Here is a 19,833-nt window from a genome sequence, read left to right on the forward strand (position 1 = left end):
CCGCCGTTTTCTTTTATCTGTTCCAATATCCCATACTCATCTGCCCGCTGCCGGAAGAGCGCGTTTGAGTTGGAGCTCTTCGACCTTCTTCAGCATGGATTCCGACTTTTCCGTTTCTACTGCTGCCTTATAGAGTTCAGCAAGATGTCGGACAATCTCTGGCTCAAGAGGCTCCAGCTCCATAGCCCGCTCAAGGCGACGACGAGCTTCCGCAAGTTCTCCCTGACGATAAAGGATCCATCCGAGCGTGTCCAGATAAACCCCATTGTCAGGCTCTTTCAACACCGCCGATTCTGCCAGCTGACGCGCCCGCTTTATGTCGACGCCTTCCATGACGAGGCTGTATGCCAGATTGTTAAGAACCAGGGGGTTACCCGGTTCAAGAACAAGCAACTGCTCATACAACGGCATGCTTTTAGCTGATAACCCCAGGGTATCGTATGCAAATGCCAAGGTACTGAGCGCTCTGGCTTGCAATGCTCGCTGTTCTGAAATCCCCCGGGAGCGAAGCGCCTGCTCAAGCAAGGGCACAGCCTGCCGAGCCTTACCCGACTCATAAAGCGCATAGCCCTCCAGTATCTGGAAACGCAGCCGTTCGGAAGGGAAATCCTGTCTGGCGCGAAGCACGACCTTACGGGCAGAAGAGAACTGGCGGGATACAAGAAGGGCGGACACCAGGCTCTCACGCAAATCGCTGTTTTTCAGGTCCAGCGGCACCGCCGCCCTAAAATCGCTCACAGCACCACCGGGATCATCTTCGCGCATGCGCACCCATCCTCTCAGCATCAGCGGCTCGGCGCTCTTCGGATGGAGGCGGCAGGTTTCATTGAGCATGATTTTTGCCGGGATGCGGTAGAGGCTGTCAGATACCGACTCCGAGAGATAAAATCGGGTCAGTTCAAGTTTTTTTGGAAGGACAGGATGCAGCGTATCATAGAAGCGCAAAAGATCGGAACGGAACGAAATCATGTCCTTCGAGCGGACAGAGACCTCAAAGAGCGCCAACCAGGCAGGAATGAAACCGGGCGAGGCGTCAATGGCCTCCCGGAAGGTGGCTGCCGCATCGGCGTAATCACCAGTGCGAAGGTACAGCCCGCCGAGCGTGAACCTGAGCCGTTCGTCCCCGCCGCCACCCTTCGTCATTTCCCGAAGCGAAGCGATGGCCTCAGCATAGCGGTGCATCCTGATCTGGAGCAGAAGTACGTGCGAACGGGCCGCCTCATTACCGGGATCAAGGCTTAGCACCCGCTGAAACACCGAAAGAGCCTCTTCGGGCTGTTCAGCCGAAAGGTGTTCCATGGCAAGCCACGTCAGTAGCTCCGTATTGCCGGGATCCATCCCGGCCAGCTTCCCGTAAAGCTGCACCGATCGCTCCATGTCACCCATCGCATGGGAAACATCGGCAAGCAGGCCTAGTGCATGGCGATTGGAAGGGTTCAATTGAACGCAGCGCTCTCCATACACCCTCGCCGAATCGAGCTCTCCGAGAGAAAGAAAGGCCTTTGCAGTTGAAAAGTAAAGCGCAGCATTCTGCGGTTGGCGGCGGAGCAACTCCCGGTACCCTTTTATGGCAGCGGAATAATCACCCCTGGCGTCAAGGAACGATGCCTTCAAGAACTCCCGCTCCATCACGGCATCAAGGGAATCACGGCGGGCTTCCAGCTCGGCCCTTCGCACGGGAGCGGAGCTGCAGGACACCATAAAAAGCAGAATGAAGAGGAGCAGCCCCACCGCCCCCCGAGCGCTACGCGGAACCTCGGGCTCATAGCGCCGGAACACTTCAGGCATGATCCGGCCCATCGAACAGGGTCCCCCGTAATCTGGAGCTTCCATCCGAAAACCGGAGCAGCGCCCGCTGTGTCGCCACCCGTCCGCGGGGGGTGCGGGAAAGATAGCCAGCCTGAATGAGATAGGGTTCGTAGACCTCTTCAATGGTGTCCGGCTCCTCACCGACCGAGACAGCGAGCGAACTGACGCCGACAGGACCGCCACTGAAGCGGTTGACGACAGCATCCATGATCTTCTTGTCCATCTCATCGAGCCCCTCCTCGTCGATTTCAAGAGAATCGAGAGTCTTCATGGCTGTCGGGCGGCTGATAATCTCCATGCCGTCGACCTGTGCGAAATCCCTGGCACGACGGAGCAGGCGGTTGGCAATCCGGGGGGTACCGCGTGACCGGCCTGCGATTTCTGAAGCCGCATTCTGCTCAATACCGATACCGAGAATGGAGGATGACCGCATGAGGATTGTTTCGAGCAACTCCGGTGAATAATAGTCAAACCGGCTGCTGATACCGAAGCGAGCCCTGAGCGGAGCAGTCAAAAGACCTGAACGGGTCGTCGCACCGACGAGGGTGAAGGGCTCAACCTTGAGCTGCACGGCTCTGGCCGAAGGGCCGCTGTCGAGCATGATGTCGATGCGAAAATCCTCCATGGCCGAATACAGGTACTCCTCGACGGCCGGAGGCATGCGGTGGATTTCGTCTATGAAGAGCACGTCGCCCCCCTGCAGGCTGGTCAGAATCCCGGCCAGATTCCCTGCTTTGTCAAGCATCGGTCCCGAGGTCGCTTTCAGTGAGCCGCCCATCTCTTCGGCAATGATGTGAGCCAGGGTCGTTTTGCCGAGTCCGGGAGGACCGGAAAGCAAGACATGGTCGAGGGCGTCTCCGCGCATTCTGGCCGCGGAAATGAACACCTTCAGGTTGTCTGTCAGCCGTTGCTGGCCGGTGAAGTCTTCCATCCGCCGCGGGCGGATCTGGTCTTCAATCCGCAGTTCAACAGCATCAGCGGGGGTATTGAGCAGTTCTGTTCTCAAGTGGCTCCCTGGTTTCACAGCTTGATCCTGGGATCAACAACAGCGTAGAGCACATCGGCAATAAGGTTGCCGAAGACGATGAGGATCCCTGAAATGAAAGTATTGGCGATGATAAGCGGATAATCCCGCGCAAAAATGGCTTCAACCGTCACCCTGCCCATCCCTGGAAAGGCGAAAATCACCTCAATGAAGAGAGCTCCGCTGAAGATGAACGGCAGCGAACTGCCCATGAGTGTGATGACGGGAAGCAGGGCATTGCGGAGCGCGTGACGGAAGATGACCAGGCGTTCAGGAAGCCCCTTTGCCCGCGCGGTGCGGATATAGTCCTGGCGGATCACCTCGAGCATGCTCCCCCGTACGTAACGGGCAATACCGGCCGCTCCGTTTATGCTGAGCACCGTAACAGGCAGAACCAGATGCCAAAGCCGGTCCATGGCAAATCCAAACGGGCCGAACCCTTCAGCTCCCACCTCATTAAGGCCTGAGGCGGGAAAAAGCGGAAACTTGAGGGCAAAGAGGATGATCATCATGAGAGCGAACCAGAACTCCGGCATGGAATAGAAAAAGAGCGCCGTCACCGTCAGGAACCGGTCGATGAAGCTGTTCTGGCGAACGGCGGATATCACGCCGATCAGGATGCCGAAGGTGAAGTTGGCTATGAGGGTAAGCAGAGCGATGGTAACGGTGATCGGCAGCGCACTGGCGATGACCTCCAGCACCGGTTGCTGGGCACGGCTGAAGCTTCGACCGAAATCTCCCTGCAGGACATGGCCAAGCCACTTCACATACTGGATCGGGAGCGGGTCGTTCAGACCGTACTGCTCCCGTATCTGCATGGCGACGTTCGGGCTGATGCCGGGCTGGATGAAAAAAGCCGCAGGATCACCCGGCGCAAGACGGATGATGAAGAAGGTCAGGGTCAGAACCCCGAAGATGAGCGGAATGGCGATCAGGAGCCGTTTGAAAATATAGGTCAGCATGCGGTTCTATGGCGCAAGGGTTCGGGAGGGACTGAGCGTCCAGTCATCGATGTTGTAAAATACTCCGGAAATGTTCAGTTCCTCACCCTCTATCCTGCGGCTGAACCCCTGAGTCTCCCGAATCCAGTAAAGAAAGGTGACAGGCTGATCGCGGTGCAGGATTTCCTGATACTCCAGCCAGTAGGGACGAGCGTCCAGCGGGTTCATTTTCTCCTTGGCAAGGGCGGAAAGCCTGTCAACCTGAGGATTGCGATACCCCATGAAGTTGAACCGGCTTTTCTCGAGATCCGAACCCCAGACATCCATCGGATCGATCTCCAGGCCGATCGACCAACCCGCCATCCAGGCTCCGAGGCGGCGGTTCTGCAGGTTGTCGAAAAAGACATTCGACTCCTGAACCTCGAGCTTGCACTCGATGCCTATCCTGCGCAGATTCTGCTGGATGATGACGCTTGCATAGTTGCGCCGGGCATTACCCGCATTGGTGTAAAGGGAGAAGCTGAAACGGCGTCCGTCTTTCTGGAGGATTCCGTCAGGTCCCGGCACCCACCCCTCAGCCTTAAGCATGGAAAGGGCTCTCTGCGGGTCGAAAGGATAGGGCTGAATCTTCTCGTTGAAGGCCCATTTCAGGGACGGGGAAATATCAGTTACTGCGGGAACCCCGTACCGGCCGAGGTAGCCGTCGATGATCGACTGACGGTCCATGGCGAAGGTCAGCGCACGGCGCACGGCCGCGGAACCGAAAAGCGGATGCGGCACAGCGCGGCCGCTTTTGAGGTACTCGTCCTGATCGATGTTCGACCAGCCGACATAATCATAAACCCTCAGCCCAACATTCTTGATATCAACAGGGTTCTTCGATGACATAAGGCCCTGAAAGTCCTCAGGCTTGATGTTCTCAACCACGTCCACAGCCCCTGTCTGCAACTGGGCGAGGCGGACGGTATAGTCGGGCACTACCCGAAATGAGAGCTGCGGTATATTGCCGGGCTTAGGCAGGTTGGAACGGTGATTGCTTTCGAGCACCAGTTCCTGCTGAGGCTTCCAGGACTTCAGCCGGTAGGGTCCGGCACCGAGGGGTTTGCGGTTGAGCGGGGAGTTCCGGAACTCCTCAGGCTTGACGTTGTGCCAGAAGTGCTCCGGCATCGGTGTCAGCGAGGTATGAAAGAGAGCCAGATATTCAGGCACAGGTTTGTGAAACCGGAACACAAGGGTGGTGTCGTCTGGCGCCATAACCGCCCGCGAAAAGTCTATCTCCCCTTTCTCGGCTCCCTCGAGTTCGGCAAGGTACTGCTGGCGAGGGCTGGCTATCACAGGGTTGCCGTAGAGGCGGTAAGCAAAGAGTACATCGCCTGCGACGATCGGCTTGCCATCGTCCCAGTATGCATCGCTGCGCAGGGTGTAGGTGATGGAGCGATGGTCCGGAGCCATCCGCCAAGTTCTGGCGAGGGCCGCTTTCGGGGTTTTGGCCGTATGGCCGGAGGGTGACGAACGAAGCTGCTTCTCCAGTGCCATATAGTTGAGCAGTCCTGTCGTGGTGTCAAACTCGCTCTGGAGCAGCGAAGGGTAGATGAGACCGAAAATGTTGGACGATGTGACTGAAGCACCGATGACCGGGTTGAGGTAGTCGGCATCACCGAGCGAGGTTATGACAAGGGTCGAATCCATGGCCGTTCCGCCAGCATGCCCATCTCCGCCTTTGCTGCAGGCGGTTGAAAAAAGCAGGAGCAGCATGAAAGGGAGCTGCAGTATCCGGCAAAGGCCGCTATGGGCCCTGCATCGTTCAGACAAGGATATCACCTTCGGTTCTGTCGTCATTGTTGATCACCTTTTTTATCCTGTCAGTCAGTGCTTCAGCTGCCACATAGTTCGAATAGCGTTTCAGAAGGAAGTTCAGAGCGACCACCTCGATAATCACCGTGATGTTCTTTCCGGGGAAAATTGGAAGCTGTACCAGCGGCACATCGACGCCGAGGATCCTGATCGTCTTCGTATCCAGACCGAGCCGCTCGTATTCCATTTCCTTGTTCCACTCAAGGAGCTCTACGACCACCAGCACCTCCTTGACGTCACGGATGGCACGGATGCCGAAATTCGCCTTCACATCGACCACACCGAGGCCACGGATCTCCATAAAATGGTCAATGATGTTGTTGCGCGATGCACTCAGCTGCATGGTCTCCCCTTTCCTGCGGATCACCACCACGTCGTCAGCGACGAGACCGTGGCCCCGCTCGACGAGATCAAGGGCGATCTCCGACTTGCCGAGGCCGCTCTTGCCGGTTAAAAGGACACCGACACCGTACACATCAACCATGGAACCGTGATACTGCTGGTAGAGGGAGAACTGGTCGTCGAGGAAATCCGTAACAAGGTAGATTGCCTTGGTGGACGACTGGCGGGTCACGTAGACGGGTATCCCGGCCTCCGTAGCCATGTCGAGCAGTTCGGGCTGGAGCTTGTTGTTGCTCGTCAGGATGATGCAGGGCACCTTGAATCGCGTAAGGTTGGCGAATGCCGCCTTACGTTCCTCTTCGCCGAGATGGTTGAGGAAACGCGTCTCGGTGTTGCCGAGAATCTGTAGCCGCTTGTAGGTAAACAGGTTTGTAAACCCCGCCAGCGCCAGCCCCGGTCGGTGCAGGTCCCGCTCGAAAATCCGCCGTTTCTGCTCATCGACGGCATTCATCCGCCTGAGCCGGATGTCATGGTTCTTGCCGATGTTGTTAAAAAAATAGGCGACCGTCACTGATCGCTTTTTCAAGCCTTTTTGGTCGAGGGTCATGAATCGGGCATCGAGGGTGATGGAAACTCCTGCGGCAGACGGCGGCCCGTAGATCAGCGGAGGCTATGCCCCCGCCGATCCATCGGGACCGTGTTCAATGCATTTTATCCTTGTACTTCAGAAGCTGCCGACCAAGCGCATCCACGCAAGCATCGATGCACAGCTCATAGGCCGTTCCGGACTCCTTGGCAATAAAGTCATGCTGCGGCACATGCAACGTTATTTCAGCGTTCTTGTTCCTCTCAAAATCATTATTCTGGTGGTCGAGGATGACGTGGCACGTAAGGATTGCCGGATAAAGCTTCGTGAGCGACTGTACAGCACTGCGGGCATACTCCTCTATGGCATTGTGGTTATTGGAATGGCGCAGGGTGACTTTGATGGTGGGCATCTCGCTGCCTGTATCTTTCGTCATAACAACCTCCCTAGGATATATGGGTGAAAAGAATGAAGGAACAAGGTCCGGGCAGGAAAAAGCGCCGGACCGTCAAAGCCTCATGCCTTCGGGTGAGCTTTACTGTAAACCTCCCTGAGGCGTTCAAAAGTCACATGGGTATAGATTTCAGTCGTCGAAAGGTTGCTGTGGCCGAGCATTTCACTGACGCTCTGAAGATCGGCTCCGCCGTTCAAGAGGTGGGTGGCGAAAGTATGGCGCAGCGTATGCGGGTTTTTCTTCTTTTGCTCGGTAACCGCAGCAAGGTACCTGCGGGTCATCCTCTGGACAAGCATGGGATAGATCTGTTTGCCTTTGTTGGTCAGGAACACATAGCCTGACTCCCCAGCAGCCCCGTCTAAAGATATTCTAAAGAAGTTTCGCCGGACTTCAAAATATTTTTTGAGGGCAGAAACGGCCGGTGCACCAAGGGGAACGATCCTCTGTTTACTACCCTTTCCGGTTATTTTCACATACCCTCCGACCATTTCCAGGTCGCTCTGGCGGAGGCCTGTCAACTCAGAAATCCGGAGCCCGCATCCGTAAAGCATCTCAAGGATAGCCGCGTCGCGAAGAAGGGTAAAATTCCGTTGCAACTCCGTGCCGCTGGCGAACCCCTCCCGGTGCGTAGCCATTGGAACAACCTCCAGAAACAGCATTGATGCTTCTGGTTCGGTAAGAAAAGAGGGTATGGGGCGGCTGTAGCGAGGCATGGAGACGGCCGACAGTGCGCTCTCACTCAGGAGACCCGATTCATGGAGATAGCGGAAAAAGCTTTTGACGGAAGCCAGCTTTCTGGCAATTGATCGCTGCTGCAGACCCCGACGGAGAAGGTCGCCCATGAACATCCGGACAAGGGAGGGGGTAACTACTGAAGGATCGAACTCCCCGGAACCGGAATGACGGGCGAGAAAGCAAAAAAACTGGCGCAGATCTGCCCGGTAGGCTACGATGGTCGTTCTGGACAGGTTCCTCTGTCCACGGCCCGAGAGCAGAAAATCCTCAACGAGGCGTTCGGACGATGGTGCCGGCTTATCCTTCACAAATTGGGAGGCAAGGTTCGACTGCAATGCGGGACAGGAGTCAGGAGAGTGTAAAGGCGACCAGTTCCCGTTTCTTTTTAATGTAGTACAATTTATCCCCCCTGATCAGGAAATTGTTACGGGCAGGCATGCTCCCGCCCTCCTCCATCACGTCGCAGTATACCTCAATGCCATCTATCCAAAGGCGCAGGATTGAACGCCATCCGTCCACGGTCTTTTCATGGACGGAGAGCGCGACAACGCTGCCACAGACAATCGACTCCCCGCCCCCGCTCCCATCGGGCAGGCGCTCGGCAGCCTGGGGCAGTAGCACCTTCTGGCGCTCTTCCTCCCCCATGGCCGAAGCCCTGAGGCTCGATGCATCCTCGCACGCACTCTCCTTCCCCGTCAATGGATCCAGAAGGACATAGCTCCGTTCTGGAAATCCAGCAAAGGAAGTCTGTCGGCAAGCAAGCAGGCCGGCATCGGTGTGAGCGACATACTCCAAGCCCGGCTGCGACCAGATGATTGATCCTGTCCGGGCAAGAACGGCCCATATCCCCCTGTGCAGCGGACTACCCTCCTGCCAGGCATGGAGATAGACCAGGTCACGGTGGGTCGACTCTATCCCCGTAAACCACCCTCCGCCGAGCGGAGAATCCAGGGCGGGATCGAGCGGCTGAAAATCATCAATCAGCACCCGACCCTCATCGGGATCAACTGCAAAAAAGAAGGCCCGGCGGTTGGAAGGAAAGCGCTTCTGGCCGAACAGCGTGCCGGAACCGGTAAAGGATAGCTGCCAGAGGACAGCCCCATCTCCGCCGTCATACCGCCAGGCCTCGCCAAATGGCTTTAGGGCATCCATATCAGCGCGTCAGCCTGTAGATATTGACCGCGACGGGTTTACCATCCCCCCGATGCTCACGCGCATGTGCCTTTACTGAAAACCCGTTCTCCGCGGCAAGCTCAAGGAACTGCTCGGCAAGTCGGCGGCGGGGGTCGGCGATATAGGCGCATCCGCCCGGCTTCAGCAACCGTTCGATAGAAAGAAGGATCGGAAGCAGGTTTACCCGTTCGTAAAGCACATCGGCGGCAAGAAGCATGTCGAAGCGCTCTTCCTGACGAACATTGCGCCAGTCAAGCTGTTCGATGTCGATCCGGGTAGCGTTCTTCAGGGCGTTGCAGCGGATGAAGCGAAGCGCCTCGGTCGAGTAGTCGGTGGCAAGCACACTCGCACCAAGAGAAGCCGCAACCACCGAAACGAGCCCGGTGCCTGCACCGATCTCAATGATACGGACACCATTAAGCGGCACGGATTCGGAGAGAAACTCCGAGAGGGCCAGGGCGGATGGCCAGATTTCAGCCCAGTAGGGCATCTGTTCATCGCGGATGAACTCTTCAGGCGAAATCCTGTCGAGCAGGGCATAACTGTCGCTGACGCTTGTAAAACTGAACGCGCGGCCACCGATCTCGCAGTGTGTATCGAGCAGGTCATACTCCCGGGCCAGTTCCGCGGCCAGGCGGCCGGCATCACCGCGGATCTCTTCAGCCGAATGCATCATGAGCGGCAGTCTTGAGGGTCATTTGAGGTATGAGGATCATAAAAAAATCAAACTGAATGTACTGAAAATCACTCTGGATTTCTATTTTTGAGCGTTCAGGATAACAGAGCGCCACGAGCCCGAAACAACCCGATAAAAAAACGGCCCCATGAAACAAGAGATTCTGGAAGTCTTCGACAACACCTACCCTGACCGCGACTACACAATCGAGATCGTCAACCCGGAGTTCACCTCGGTCTGCCCCAAAACGGGCCTTCCGGACTTCGGAACCATCACCGTCAGCTATGTTCCCGATAAAACCTGCATCGAACTCAAGTCGCTCAAATACTATTTCCTTGAGTTCCGCAACGCCGGCATCTTCTATGAAAATGTCACAAACCGCATCCTCGACGACCTCGTCGCCGTTTCAAACCCCCGAAGCATGACCGTCAGAACGGAGTGGAAAGCCCGCGGCGGCATCACCGAAACCGTCACCGTCAGCCACAACGCTTCGGCCTGAACGCCAGAAAGCCCCGGAGGAACACTTCGGGGCTTTCAATGCTAATCTATGGGTATGGAGCAGAAGCTCCGCCTGCCCTCAGTACTTCTCGGTCAGGTAAATCATGATATCGTCTGCATCAGCATCAGAAATGCCGGAACCGGGATAGGCCTGCATACGCTTGACAATGATGTCAATCTTTCCGGTCTTCTTGAACTTGGTACGCAGCGCATCTTCGACCGAACCGAGGGTATGGCACTTGTTGCAGCGACCGTCGGTCAGGTCCTTTGCAGCAGCAAAATCAAAACCTTCGGGTGCAGGAGGCACATTGGTGGTGGCTGCCGGCTGGTTGAGAAAGGCATTCAGGTCGTCAACAGTCCGGATATAGTCGCCCTGAAGCGTCGTGGTGCGACCGGTAGTGGAAAGCAGGATGCCCGAAGGCCTCAGCCATAGAATGGCGAACATCACGGCAACAATGGCGATAATGGTAAGAGGAAGGCTCAGGAACCACTTATCGCTGACCCTGCCGGAGATTTTACCGAACCCCCTGATGATGAGCGAGGCACACAGGATAAGCAGGAACCATCCGGTAAAGGAACGAAGGGGGGTAAGGACCGAAGATATGTTCTCCGCCGGAACCTTGAAACCGGTCAGAAACGACACTCCGAAAAACAAAGCCCCCATTAAGGCCGCTCCACCAAAAGCAAGGGCGATAAGCTTACCGTTTGATTTGTTGTCCATGACTGGTAATGAGTTAGGAGTTAGTGGCTTACCATAAAATTATTGAGTAAGATAAACATAAAACATAAAGGCGGCAAACATTAACCGAAAATAGCCCGATGAGCCGGAAATCCCCGTACGTTGTTATTTTACGTCCGATACCCCCCTCCCTGCAACCATTCCAAGCACCTGCCCCATGATCAGCACGACCAGCAGCATCATCGACTTTGAAAAAGCAGAACGGGATGCCGGGTTCCTCATCAGTTGTTTTCAGGAGATGCTTTGCAGTCTCGGTGAAGAGTCTCTGGCCGCCCGTCTCCCGCGCGGAGGCCGCGGGATCGAACTTGGGCACTACCCCGACACGGAGCGGGCGCTGCAGGCCTACTCCATATTCTTTCAGCTGCTCAATATGGCTGAGGAGAACTCGGCGGCACAGAACCGCCGGACGCTCGAATCCGAACATGGTGCCGCATCTCTTGAAGGGCTCTGGGGCCGGACCCTCCTGCTTATCCAGCAGCAGGGGCTTTCGGAGAAAGAAGCCCGGGGCGTGCTCTCAAGAGTGCAGGTCCATCCCGTCCTGACAGCGCATCCGACAGAAGCGAAACGAAAAACCGTACTGGAACTCCACCGCCACATCTACCTTCTTCTGGTCAAGCGGGAGAACCAGATGTGGACCCCTGCCGAGCAGCATGATATCCGCAGGGAGATCATGGCCGCGATGGAAACGCTGTGGAGGACCGGCGAAATCCTTTTCCAGAAACCATCTGTTGCCGATGAGCGGGCGAATGTTGCCCATTATCTGGAGAACATTTTCCCCGACGCCATCACCATGATGGATCGCCGCCTCATGAAAGCGTGGGAGGCTGCAGGATTTTCAGCCCGTTCACTCCAGGTCCCTGATGATCTCCCCTCGATCAGCTTCAGCAGCTGGGTGGGAGGGGACCGTGACGGGCACCCCCTCGTCACCGCAGAGGTTACCGCTGAGACGCTCGGTGACATGCGTCTGAAAGCCGTCGGGCTCATCGATTCCGCCCTCCGGGACCTCGGCTCCAAGCTCAGCCTGTCAGATCGCCTTCAGGATCCCGGAGAGGCACTCCTGCGGCGTATGGACGCCCTCAGGAAAAAACACGGCAAACGTGGTATGGAAGCCGTTCGCCGCAATGAAAGAGAGCCCTGGCGGCAGTTCATCAACCTTATGAGAATATCGCTCCCTCCGGCCATCCGGGGATCAGGATCAGGATCGGCATTCCGCTACCGCTCGGCAAGAGAACTCCTCGGAGATCTTGCCATCCTCACCCGTTCACTCGAAGGAATCGGAGCGGAAAACATTGCCCGGGAGTTCGTATTTCCCCTCTCACGAACCGTGCAATCCTTCGGTTTCCACCTCGCATCGCTCGACATCCGCCAGAACAGCCGGGTCCACGATCTGGCGCTCACCGCACTCGTCAGGGCGGCAGGAAACGGGGAACAGGATGAAATCCCATACATCGACATGTGCGAAGAGGAAAAGCGGACGCTGCTTGAGCGCGAACTCCGCTCCCCCCGCCCGTTCACACGCCCCGACATGCATGCCGGACCTGAAGCCGAATCGGTGCTCGACTGCTTCAGGGTGCTTTCGGGTCATATCCGATCATTCGGCACAGAGGGTATTGGATCGATCATTGTCAGCATGACCCGCAGCGTCTCCGATCTTCTCTCCGTCTATCTCTTTGCGCGTGAAACCGGGCTCATGACTTCCATACAAGGAAAAAGCGCCTGCGTCCTGCCGGTCGTACCCCTCTTTGAAACCATTGGCGATCTTGAAAAAAGCCCCGACATTCTCGAGGCCTTCCTCAGCCACCCTGTCACAGAGAGCAGCCTCGAGTACCAGCGAAAACGCGATGGCGCAAAACGCAGGGTGGTGGAAGTGATGATCGGCTACAGTGACAGCAACAAGGACGGAGGGCTTCTGACCAGCGCCTGGGCGCTCTACAGGGCAGAAGAAGCAATGCTGGAAGTGGGCCGCCGTCACGACACCTGCATCCGCTTCTTCCACGGCAGGGGCGGCAGCATCAGCCGCGGTGCCGGGCCGACACACCGGTTCATCAGAGCCCAACCCTACGGGGCCTGCAACGGCGGCATGCGATTTACCGAACAGGGTGAAACCATCGCACAGAAATACGCAAACCGCATCAGCGCAGTCTACAACCTGGAACTCTTCATGGCAGGCGTTGCCGGCTCGCTCATCAGGGAGAGCAGGCATGAAAATAAGGCACACCACCTCGAACCGGTCATGGACCGCCTCTCCGGCGCATCCTACAGCACCTACCGCAAACTCATTGAAACAGAGGGGTTTGTGACCTTCTTCCGTCAGGCGGCTCCCGTCGACATCATCGAAGCAAACAGGATCGGCTCACGCCCATCGAGGCGCACCGGCGGAGACAGCCTGGACGACCTGCGGGCCATTCCCTGGGTGTTCAGCTGGAATCAGGCCCGGTTTTCGCTTTCAGGGTGGTACGGAGTTGGCTCTGCGCTCGAAGCCCTCAGTGAAAGCGACCCTGAAGCATTCGAGGACATCCGCCTCCGATCCCACGAATGGCCTCCCCTGCGCTACATCATCAGCAATGCCGACACCGGGCTGGCCGCCGCTGACCTTTCAATCATGGAACTTTATGCCGGGCTGGTTTCCGATGCGGGACTGCGGGTCAAGATCATGACAATGATCGAAGAAGAGTATCGGAAAACAAAGCGCTTCATCGATATCCTCTACAGCAAGCCATTGGCTACCCAGCGCCTCAATGTCAACCGTTTCATCGAACTCCGGCGCGAAGGACTCGGCTTGCTGCACCGTTGGCAGGTAAAGCGCATCGCCGAGTGGAGGCTGCTGATGGATGAGGGTCGGAAGGAACAGGCCGATGCCATGCTGCCGGAACTCTTCCTGACCGTAAACGCCATCTCGGGCGGCCTTCGCACGACCGGCTGAAGAACCCATGCCGCATCCTGGTGGGAGGCGGGAGATTTCACAATTGCAGGGGGATGGCTATATTACGGACTTTATCCCGACTAGTCCATGCAACAGCAACACCCGACCCCATGACACTGAAGCATACCCTCACACCGCTGCTCCTTGGCGCAATACTCTTCATGTCGGCAGCTCCGGCGCCCGCAATGGCTGAGGGAAGCCTCGAGGAGCGCATCGTCCGCCTTGAGGGTGAGATTGCCGAACTCAAAGCCCTCCTGCAGGCACGACCGGCCGCCACGACCGAAGCCCCCGCATCTTCTGCACCCGAACCCCAGGCAGAAAAACCACCCGTTACTGCCGCACCGGGCGTCAAGCTGCGCCTTTACGGATTTGCCCGGTTCGATGGTGCCTACGACACCGGCCGGCTTTACCCCGGAAACATCGCACTCTATGCAACACAAGGCAGCGATGGCGACGCCGAATGGAACCTCACGGGCAATGCAACACGTATCGGCATGGACCTCTCCGGACCCGACACGGAAGCAATGAAGCTTTCTGCAAAAATCGAGTTCGACTTCTTTGGCGGAGGAACTGAAAACGCCGCGAACCCCCGCCTTCGTCACGGCTACATCAAAACATACTGGCCCGGGTCCGACCTCAGCATCATAGCCGGACAGACCTGGGACCTGAACTCCTCGCTCATTCCGTTCGTCGACGATGCAGGACTCATGTGGGATGCCGGAAACATAGGCGGGCGTCATCCTCAGGTACGGCTCACCAAAGGCTTCAAGGCCGGCGACAAAGAGCGCGTGGAAATAGCGGTAGCCGCGGCACGGAACATCGGTGAAACGGACAGCATAACCGGCGCCGCATCCGATACGGGCAAGGATGCCAACCTGCCGACCATCCAGGGTCGACTGGCCCTCTCCACCCCGCTACTGGTTGCCGACAGGCCGGCCACGATCGCTGTTTCCGGTCATTACGGCCAGGAGCAGTGGGATCTGGACGCATCGAACACCCACATAACCGCTGACACCTGGTCAGCCTGCCTTGAGCTCTCCATGCCGCTTAGCCAGAAACTGCTGTTTGCAGGCGAGTGCTTCACCGGATCAAACCTTGAGAACTATTGGGGAGGCATTGGGCAGAGCCTCGGCTCAACAGGCAATGAAACGCGGGCGCAGGGTGGCTGGGCAGCATTGCGCTACAGCCTCTCGCCCTCCACAGCGGTCGCGCTCGGAGCCGGTGTCGACGATCCCGAAAACAGCGATCTTACCGCAGGCAGCCGCTCCTTCAACCGCACCATCTTCGCCAACGTGATAGAAAGCATCACACCGAACTTCATCCTCGGGCTCCAGCTCTCGCAGTGGAAAACCGGGTACATCGGCGCCAGCGACAGCGACGTCTGGAGAACCCAGACATCCCTCACCTACACATTCTGACGAGAGACGAACATGTCTACGAGCCCCGGTTTCACCGCCGGGGTCCGCAGTATTTCAGCGCAATGCCTGCCTGCTTTCAGCGGATGATGATGTCGCAAGGCATCACCGTCAGCACCTCACCACCGTGATCTCCCGACAGCAGTGGATACAGGGCCGCCGGAACCGGCCCCATGCCTGGCATGAGCCTGCCGATGACACGCCCTGCAAGGGAGCTTTCCACCCTTGAGCCAATTGCGGAGAAGTCGCCGCTATAAAGCAGCTCCAGCCAACTCTTTTCTCTGGGGTAAAAGACTATTTCCGGTTGGCGGGCGCTGTCTATGCCCCCGAGACGCTGAGCTTCGACCAGTGCATCGAAAAGCCCTCCAAAGTGATCAACGAGGCCAACTTCAAGCGCCCGACGTCCGCTCCATACACGGCCGCCGGCAAGCGAATCGACACGACCGGAACTCATCTTCCGGGCCCGGGCAACCTTCGCAACGAAATCGCGATATACCTCCCCTGAAGCCTCGACGAACTTCGAATACGCCTCCCCGTCAAGCGGTTTATAAATGGAGTTCGCATCTGCATTGCGACCCCTGGTGACAACGCTGCGACCGAGGCCGATCTTCTGGACGAGACCGCTGATTTCTGGCTTCAGGGCATAGACACCTATGGAACCGGTTATGGATAGCGGTTCGGCGAAAATGGAATGCCCCGAGAGAGCCGCCATATACCCTCCTGATGCAGCCACCCCGGACATGGATACCACGAGGGGTTTGCGGACGGCGGCTGAATCGAGCATTTCAAGCATGTCGGAAGAGGCCAGAGCATCACCGCCGGGGCTGTCGATCCTCAACACCATGGCCTTGACCCGATGGTCTTTGAGGGCTCCCTCAAGCGAGCGCCGCACTGCCTCAACGTCCACTCCCGAACCAAGCCCGAGCGCCTCCTCGCCCGTCGTGCGGACAATGGGACCAGACATGGTTATAAGGGCGATACGGTCCTTCGTGTCGGCCTTCATGGGCCACTCCATCGAGTCCCGGTACCGGTCGGCGCCAACAAAGAAACCGCTTTCAGGATCAGGCTCTTTCCCCGTAAGGCGCCGCTCCAGCTCCCGGCGGAAGCGCCAGGAAGAAGCAGCGCCGTCGGCAAGGCCCAGCCGCACGGCCTCACGAGAGGTCATGAGCGTCACGTTGTCAATGATGGAGCGGAGGGAATCGGGTGTGATGTGGCGCCGACGGGACACATACCCGATATAATCCCGGTAGACCTCGTCAAGCAGTGCCGACACCTCTTCTTCTGCCTCTGGGCTCGGGCCGGTGCGCACGAAAGGCTCGATGCCGCTCTTGTACCGCTTCCACTGCGCGGCCTGAAACGACATACCGATCTTTCTGAGCGGGGTCGCAAAGTAAAGAGTTTCGGCACGCAGACCATCAAGCAGCATGAATCCTCCCTCCTCGACAATGACAGAATCGCATGCTGCGCCAAGCATGCAGTCGCTGTCCTCCGGACTATGAAGGAAGGCGAAAACCTTTTTGCCGCCGGTGCGCACCCGCTCGATGGCCCGGCGAAGTTCCGAGATCTTTGCCGGAGTGGTGCGCACGGCATCGATGTCGAGCAGCACGGCAGCCACCCTCGGGTCAGACGATGCATGGTGGAGAGTGAAAAGCAGGTCCTGCAGGGATAAAGGGCCCTCAGCAGAGGCAAATGGAAGCCCGGAAGCAGACGGTGCCCGCTCATCAAGGGATCCACTGAGGGGAACTGAAAGCACGAAGCGATCAGGCAGGGAACGGCTGGCATGGTGAAGCCACAGAATGAGGGCAAGGCAGACGAGCGGGAGGAGTACCGTAAAGAGGCAGCCCCGCTTGAGGCAGCCGGTTTTCGAACGGATCTGTTTCATTGGGCAGGAATCGTTGATTCGCTAACTGTTGAGCAGACAGCTCACCCGGTGCCCGGGGTTTCCCCCGAGCGGCAGGAGAACCGGTGCAGTAACGGAGCACTCCGGCATAACCGAAGGGCAGCGGGGATGGAATCCGCAGCCCGGGGGGATGTTCATGGGGCCAGGCTGGTCGCCCCCGAGAATGATGCGCTCACGCTTCCGGCCGGGCTCAGGGTTGGGAATTGCCGAAAGCAGCGCTTTGGTATAGGGGTGGGTGGGATTCGTATAGAGCTCCCGGGAGCTGGCGACCTCAACGATCCTGCCGAGGTACATCACGGCAACACGGTCGGAAATATGCTCGACCACGGAAAGGTCGTGCGCAATGAAGAGATAGGTCAGCCGAAGGTCACGCTGCAGGTCTTTTAACAGGTTGATGATCTGCGACTGGATGGAGACGTCGAGCGCCGAGACCGGCTCGTCGCAGATTATGAAGCGGGGATTGAGAGCCAGGGCGCGGGCAATGCCGACCCGCTGACGCTGACCGCCCGAAAACTCATGCGGGTAGCGGTGATGGTACTCGCGCGGCAGTCCTACCACGTCCAGAAGCTCCGCGATGCGCCGCCGGGCGTCGGGTCCTTTGGCGAGGCCGTGCACAAGAAGGACTTCAGACAGCATCTCTCCGACGGTGAGGCGGGGGTTGAGTGAGCCGAACGGATCCTGAAAGATCATCTGCATCCGGCTGCGCAGCTGTCGGAAATCCCGCGCACCGAGTGTGGTGATTTCACGTCCCTCAAACTCGATCGAGCCGTGGATTGAACCATGGCCGAGACGGATCAGCGCACGGCCCAGCGTGGTCTTGCCGCAACCGGACTCACCGACGAGACCGAGCGTCTCACCCTCAGCAATGCTGAACGATACACCGTCGACCACCCTGAGGGGAAAAGGGCGTCCGAAGCCGCTGCCCCGTTTCACATTGAATTCCACCCGCAGGTCCTGGACCCGGAGCAGTGGTCGCGCTTCAGCCATCGCCATCCTGCATGTTTTTTTGGGGGTGCCCTTTCTGTTATTTTGACTATATACTAAAAGCATTCTGAATCTACCACAACAAAGCCCATCCCTGGGGAGACCCTCCGGCCCTTGAGCACCGAAACGCACCATACCGGCACCCTTTACGTCGTAGCCACCCCGCTCGGAAACCTCGGAGACATTACATTGAGGGCAGTCGACGTGCTGCGTCAGGCCGATGCCGTTGCCTGCGAAGACACCCGCCGCGCATCGATCCTGCTCCGTCACCTCGGCATAGAAGGCAAAAAGCTGATCAGCTACCACAATTTCAACGAAGAGCAGGCCATCAACCGCGTAGCCTCACTGCTCGAAGAGGGCCGCAATGTCGCCCTCATCACCGATGCCGGCACCCCGGTCATCAGCGATCCGGGCTACGGCATGATCCGCGCGCTCCACCAGCGGGGCATCGGAGCCATCCCGGTGCCGGGGCCATCGGCACTCACCGCAGCCCTTTCCGTCTGCCCCCTTCCGGCAAACAGCTTTTATTTCGGAGGGTTCCTGCCGCACAAGAAGGGAAGGAAGAGCCGGCTCGAGGAACTTGCGGCAATGGAGTCGACCTTTGTCCTCTATGAATCACCCTTCCGCATCCACAAACTCCTCGACGAACTCGAAGCCCTCATTCCCGATGCGGAGGTGTTCATCGGCAGGGAGATGACCAAACTCCACGAAGAGTACCTTACAGGAAGCTTTGGCGAGCTGCGAGCTGCACTCCCTGAAGGAAAGACAAGGGGAGAGTTCGTAATTGCCGTCCACCCTCCCGCACGCAAAAAGAACACCAAAACCGGAGACCGATATGCAGATCGTCACTGACCCCGCTGAAATGCAGGTCATCGCGGACAAACTCCGCTCAGGGCGTCAGCTCATCGGAGTCGTCATGACCATGGGTGCCCTTCACGAAGGACACCTCAGTCTGGTCAATCTGGCACGGGAGCATGCCGGCACCATCATCATGACCCTCTTCGTCAACCCCTCGCAATTCGGACCAGGAGAGGATTTCCAACGATACCCCCGCCCCTTTGAAAAAGACGCAGCCATGGCCCGATCCGCCGGCGTAGACTATCTCTTCGCCCCAACAGCCGAGGCCATGTACCCTGAAGGATTCCAGACAACGGTTTCCTGCTCTGGCATCACAGGGCGATTCGAAGGTGAGCGGCGCCCCGGTCATTTCGATGGAGTGGCAACCATCGTCTCGAAGCTCATGAACATTACCCGTCCGCATATCGCCGTGTTCGGTGAAAAGGACGCCCAGCAGCTCGCACTGATCCGGCGCATGAACCGGGACCTCGACATGGGCGTCCGGATCATTGCAGCCCCGACCGTCCGGGAAAACGACGGCCTGGCCGTCAGTTCCCGCAACATTTACCTCTCAGGCGATGAACGAAAGGAGGCTCCGGCCATCCACCGCGCCATCATGCATGCAGGAGGGATGCTGGCCGCCGGAAAGAAGGACCTCAAGGCAGTCGCGGCCGAAGCCGGCCGGATGATAACAGAAGAGACGCGCTTCAAGCTCGAATACGCGGCATTCGTCGATGAAGAGAGTTTTGAGCCCGCCGAAACAGCTATGAAAGGGCGCGAGTACCGCCTGCTCATCGCCGCTGCAGCAGAGCGGATCCGCTTGATCGACAACCAAAAATTCCTTGCATGAAGGGGGCCCCCGGGCGATACCGTAAACAACTTTTTTTGTACTATATTCAAAGACAGGCTGCAATACCATCCCTCATCCAGGAAAATCAGCCAC

The 19,833-nt window shown here is 57.8% G+C and carries 17 protein-coding genes; 5 read left to right on the forward strand and 12 right to left on the reverse strand.

Translation table 11 applies throughout. The features are described from left to right. Positions 1 to 36 precede the first annotated feature (36 nt). From A3K90_RS07245 to A3K90_RS07285, 9 genes are all read right to left on the reverse strand, one after another. Complete coding sequence (locus tag A3K90_RS07245) at positions 37 to 1,833, reverse strand: tetratricopeptide repeat protein (protein ID WP_303681915.1); 1,797 nt, start codon at positions 1,831 to 1,833, stop codon at positions 37 to 39. Beyond that, positions 1,781 to 2,815 (reverse strand): Holliday junction branch migration DNA helicase RuvB, encoded by a 1,035-nt coding sequence (gene ruvB / locus A3K90_RS07250; RefSeq protein WP_303681916.1) that lies wholly within the window; start codon positions 2,813 to 2,815, stop codon positions 1,781 to 1,783. Before ruvB ends, A3K90_RS07245 begins: the two co-directional genes overlap by 53 nt. A gap of 14 nt (positions 2,816 to 2,829) precedes the next feature. Continuing rightward, positions 2,830 to 3,795: an ABC transporter permease gene (locus A3K90_RS07255; RefSeq protein ID WP_303681917.1), complete on the reverse strand. Its 966-nt coding sequence runs from the start codon at positions 3,793 to 3,795 to the stop codon at positions 2,830 to 2,832. 6 nt (positions 3,796 to 3,801) lie between these two features. Further along, positions 3,802 to 5,529: a peptide-binding protein gene (locus A3K90_RS07260; protein WP_303681918.1), complete on the reverse strand. Its 1,728-nt coding sequence runs from the start codon at positions 5,527 to 5,529 to the stop codon at positions 3,802 to 3,804. A gap of 49 nt (positions 5,530 to 5,578) precedes the next feature. Continuing rightward, positions 5,579 to 6,577, reverse strand: coding sequence for an HPr(Ser) kinase/phosphatase (hprK, locus tag A3K90_RS07265; RefSeq protein ID WP_303681919.1), 999 nt, complete (start codon positions 6,575 to 6,577; stop codon positions 5,579 to 5,581). Between the two features lie 94 nt (positions 6,578 to 6,671). Further along, positions 6,672 to 6,992: an HPF/RaiA family ribosome-associated protein gene (locus tag A3K90_RS07270; RefSeq protein WP_303681920.1), complete on the reverse strand. Its 321-nt coding sequence runs from the start codon at positions 6,990 to 6,992 to the stop codon at positions 6,672 to 6,674. 80 nt (positions 6,993 to 7,072) lie between these two features. Then, complete coding sequence (locus tag A3K90_RS07275) at positions 7,073 to 8,053, reverse strand: tyrosine-type recombinase/integrase (RefSeq protein ID WP_303681921.1); 981 nt, start codon at positions 8,051 to 8,053, stop codon at positions 7,073 to 7,075. 40 nt (positions 8,054 to 8,093) lie between these two features. After that, positions 8,094 to 8,897, reverse strand: a complete 804-nt coding sequence (locus tag A3K90_RS07280; protein WP_303681922.1) for a DUF4905 domain-containing protein — start codon at positions 8,895 to 8,897, stop codon at positions 8,094 to 8,096. A 1-nt stretch (position 8,898) separates the two neighbouring features. Next, on the reverse strand, positions 8,899 to 9,594 hold the full coding sequence (locus tag A3K90_RS07285) for a methyltransferase (RefSeq protein WP_303681923.1): 696 nt from the start codon (positions 9,592 to 9,594) through the stop codon (positions 8,899 to 8,901). Positions 9,595 to 9,742: 148 nt separating this feature from the next. Between A3K90_RS07285 and queF the strand changes: the two genes are divergently transcribed. Continuing rightward, entirely contained in the window at positions 9,743 to 10,093 is a 351-nt protein-coding gene (gene queF / locus A3K90_RS07290) for a preQ(1) synthase (protein ID WP_303681924.1), read from the forward strand. 78 nt (positions 10,094 to 10,171) lie between these two features. Here queF and A3K90_RS07295 read toward each other — a convergent pair whose 3' ends face one another. Further along, complete coding sequence (locus A3K90_RS07295; protein WP_303681926.1) at positions 10,172 to 10,813, reverse strand: photosystem P840 reaction-center cytochrome c-551; 642 nt, start codon at positions 10,811 to 10,813, stop codon at positions 10,172 to 10,174. Between the two features lie 175 nt (positions 10,814 to 10,988). Here A3K90_RS07295 and A3K90_RS07300 point away from each other — a divergent pair, with 175 nt between their 5' ends. Both A3K90_RS07300 and A3K90_RS07305 read left to right on the forward strand, forming a co-directional pair. Next, positions 10,989 to 13,754: a phosphoenolpyruvate carboxylase gene (locus tag A3K90_RS07300; RefSeq protein ID WP_303681927.1), complete on the forward strand. Its 2,766-nt coding sequence runs from the start codon at positions 10,989 to 10,991 to the stop codon at positions 13,752 to 13,754. A gap of 110 nt (positions 13,755 to 13,864) precedes the next feature. Next, entirely contained in the window at positions 13,865 to 15,172 is a 1,308-nt protein-coding gene (locus tag A3K90_RS07305) for a hypothetical protein (protein WP_303681928.1), read from the forward strand. Between the two features lie 76 nt (positions 15,173 to 15,248). Here A3K90_RS07305 and A3K90_RS07310 read toward each other — a convergent pair whose 3' ends face one another. Then, entirely contained in the window at positions 15,249 to 17,051 is a 1,803-nt protein-coding gene (locus A3K90_RS07310) for a S49 family peptidase (RefSeq protein WP_303681930.1), read from the reverse strand. A gap of 21 nt (positions 17,052 to 17,072) precedes the next feature. Continuing rightward, a complete protein-coding gene (locus A3K90_RS07315) occupies positions 17,073 to 18,056 on the reverse strand; it encodes an ABC transporter ATP-binding protein (RefSeq protein ID WP_303681931.1) in 984 nt (327 codons plus the stop codon). Between the two features lie 111 nt (positions 18,057 to 18,167). Between A3K90_RS07315 and rsmI the strand changes: the two genes are divergently transcribed. Continuing rightward, positions 18,168 to 18,905: a 16S rRNA (cytidine(1402)-2'-O)-methyltransferase gene (rsmI, locus tag A3K90_RS07320; RefSeq protein ID WP_303681933.1), complete on the forward strand. Its 738-nt coding sequence runs from the start codon at positions 18,168 to 18,170 to the stop codon at positions 18,903 to 18,905. Next, positions 18,889 to 19,740 carry a pantoate--beta-alanine ligase gene (panC, locus tag A3K90_RS07325; RefSeq protein ID WP_303681934.1) on the forward strand — a complete coding sequence of 284 codons (852 nt, stop codon included), beginning with the start codon at positions 18,889 to 18,891 and terminating at the stop codon, positions 19,738 to 19,740. The genes rsmI and panC overlap by 17 nt, the downstream gene beginning before the upstream one ends. The last annotated feature ends 93 nt before the right edge of the window (positions 19,741 to 19,833 follow it).

This window comes from Pelodictyon luteolum (genome assembly GCF_001622165.1).
Taxonomy (GTDB): domain Bacteria; phylum Bacteroidota; class Chlorobiia; order Chlorobiales; family Chlorobiaceae; genus Chlorobium; species Chlorobium luteolum_B.

Excerpts from the sequence above, each read along its gene's own strand:
- A3K90_RS07245 (WP_303681915.1), bottom strand. The coding sequence starts at position 1,833 with ATGGAAGCTCCAGATTACGGGGGACCCTGTTCGATGGGCCGGATCATG.
- A3K90_RS07255 (WP_303681917.1), bottom strand. The coding sequence starts at position 3,795 with ATGCTGACCTATATTTTCAAACGGCTCCTGATCGCCATTCCGCTCATC.
- A3K90_RS07260 (WP_303681918.1), bottom strand. The coding sequence starts at position 5,529 with ATGCTGCTCCTGCTTTTTTCAACCGCCTGCAGCAAAGGCGGAGATGGG.
- hprK (WP_303681919.1), bottom strand. The coding sequence starts at position 6,577 with ATGACCCTCGACCAAAAAGGCTTGAAAAAGCGATCAGTGACGGTCGCC.
- A3K90_RS07270 (WP_303681920.1), bottom strand. The coding sequence starts at position 6,992 with ATGACGAAAGATACAGGCAGCGAGATGCCCACCATCAAAGTCACCCTG.
- A3K90_RS07280 (WP_303681922.1), bottom strand. The coding sequence starts at position 8,897 with ATGGATGCCCTAAAGCCATTTGGCGAGGCCTGGCGGTATGACGGCGGA.
- A3K90_RS07285 (WP_303681923.1), bottom strand. The coding sequence starts at position 9,594 with ATGATGCATTCGGCTGAAGAGATCCGCGGTGATGCCGGCCGCCTGGCC.
- queF (WP_303681924.1), top strand. The coding sequence starts at position 9,743 with ATGAAACAAGAGATTCTGGAAGTCTTCGACAACACCTACCCTGACCGC.
- A3K90_RS07295 (WP_303681926.1), bottom strand. The coding sequence starts at position 10,813 with ATGGACAACAAATCAAACGGTAAGCTTATCGCCCTTGCTTTTGGTGGA.
- A3K90_RS07300 (WP_303681927.1), top strand. The coding sequence starts at position 10,989 with ATGATCAGCACGACCAGCAGCATCATCGACTTTGAAAAAGCAGAACGG.
- A3K90_RS07305 (WP_303681928.1), top strand. The coding sequence starts at position 13,865 with ATGACACTGAAGCATACCCTCACACCGCTGCTCCTTGGCGCAATACTC.
- A3K90_RS07310 (WP_303681930.1), bottom strand. The coding sequence starts at position 17,051 with ATGAAACAGATCCGTTCGAAAACCGGCTGCCTCAAGCGGGGCTGCCTC.
- A3K90_RS07315 (WP_303681931.1), bottom strand. The coding sequence starts at position 18,056 with ATGGCTGAAGCGCGACCACTGCTCCGGGTCCAGGACCTGCGGGTGGAA.
- panC (WP_303681934.1), top strand. The coding sequence starts at position 18,889 with ATGCAGATCGTCACTGACCCCGCTGAAATGCAGGTCATCGCGGACAAA.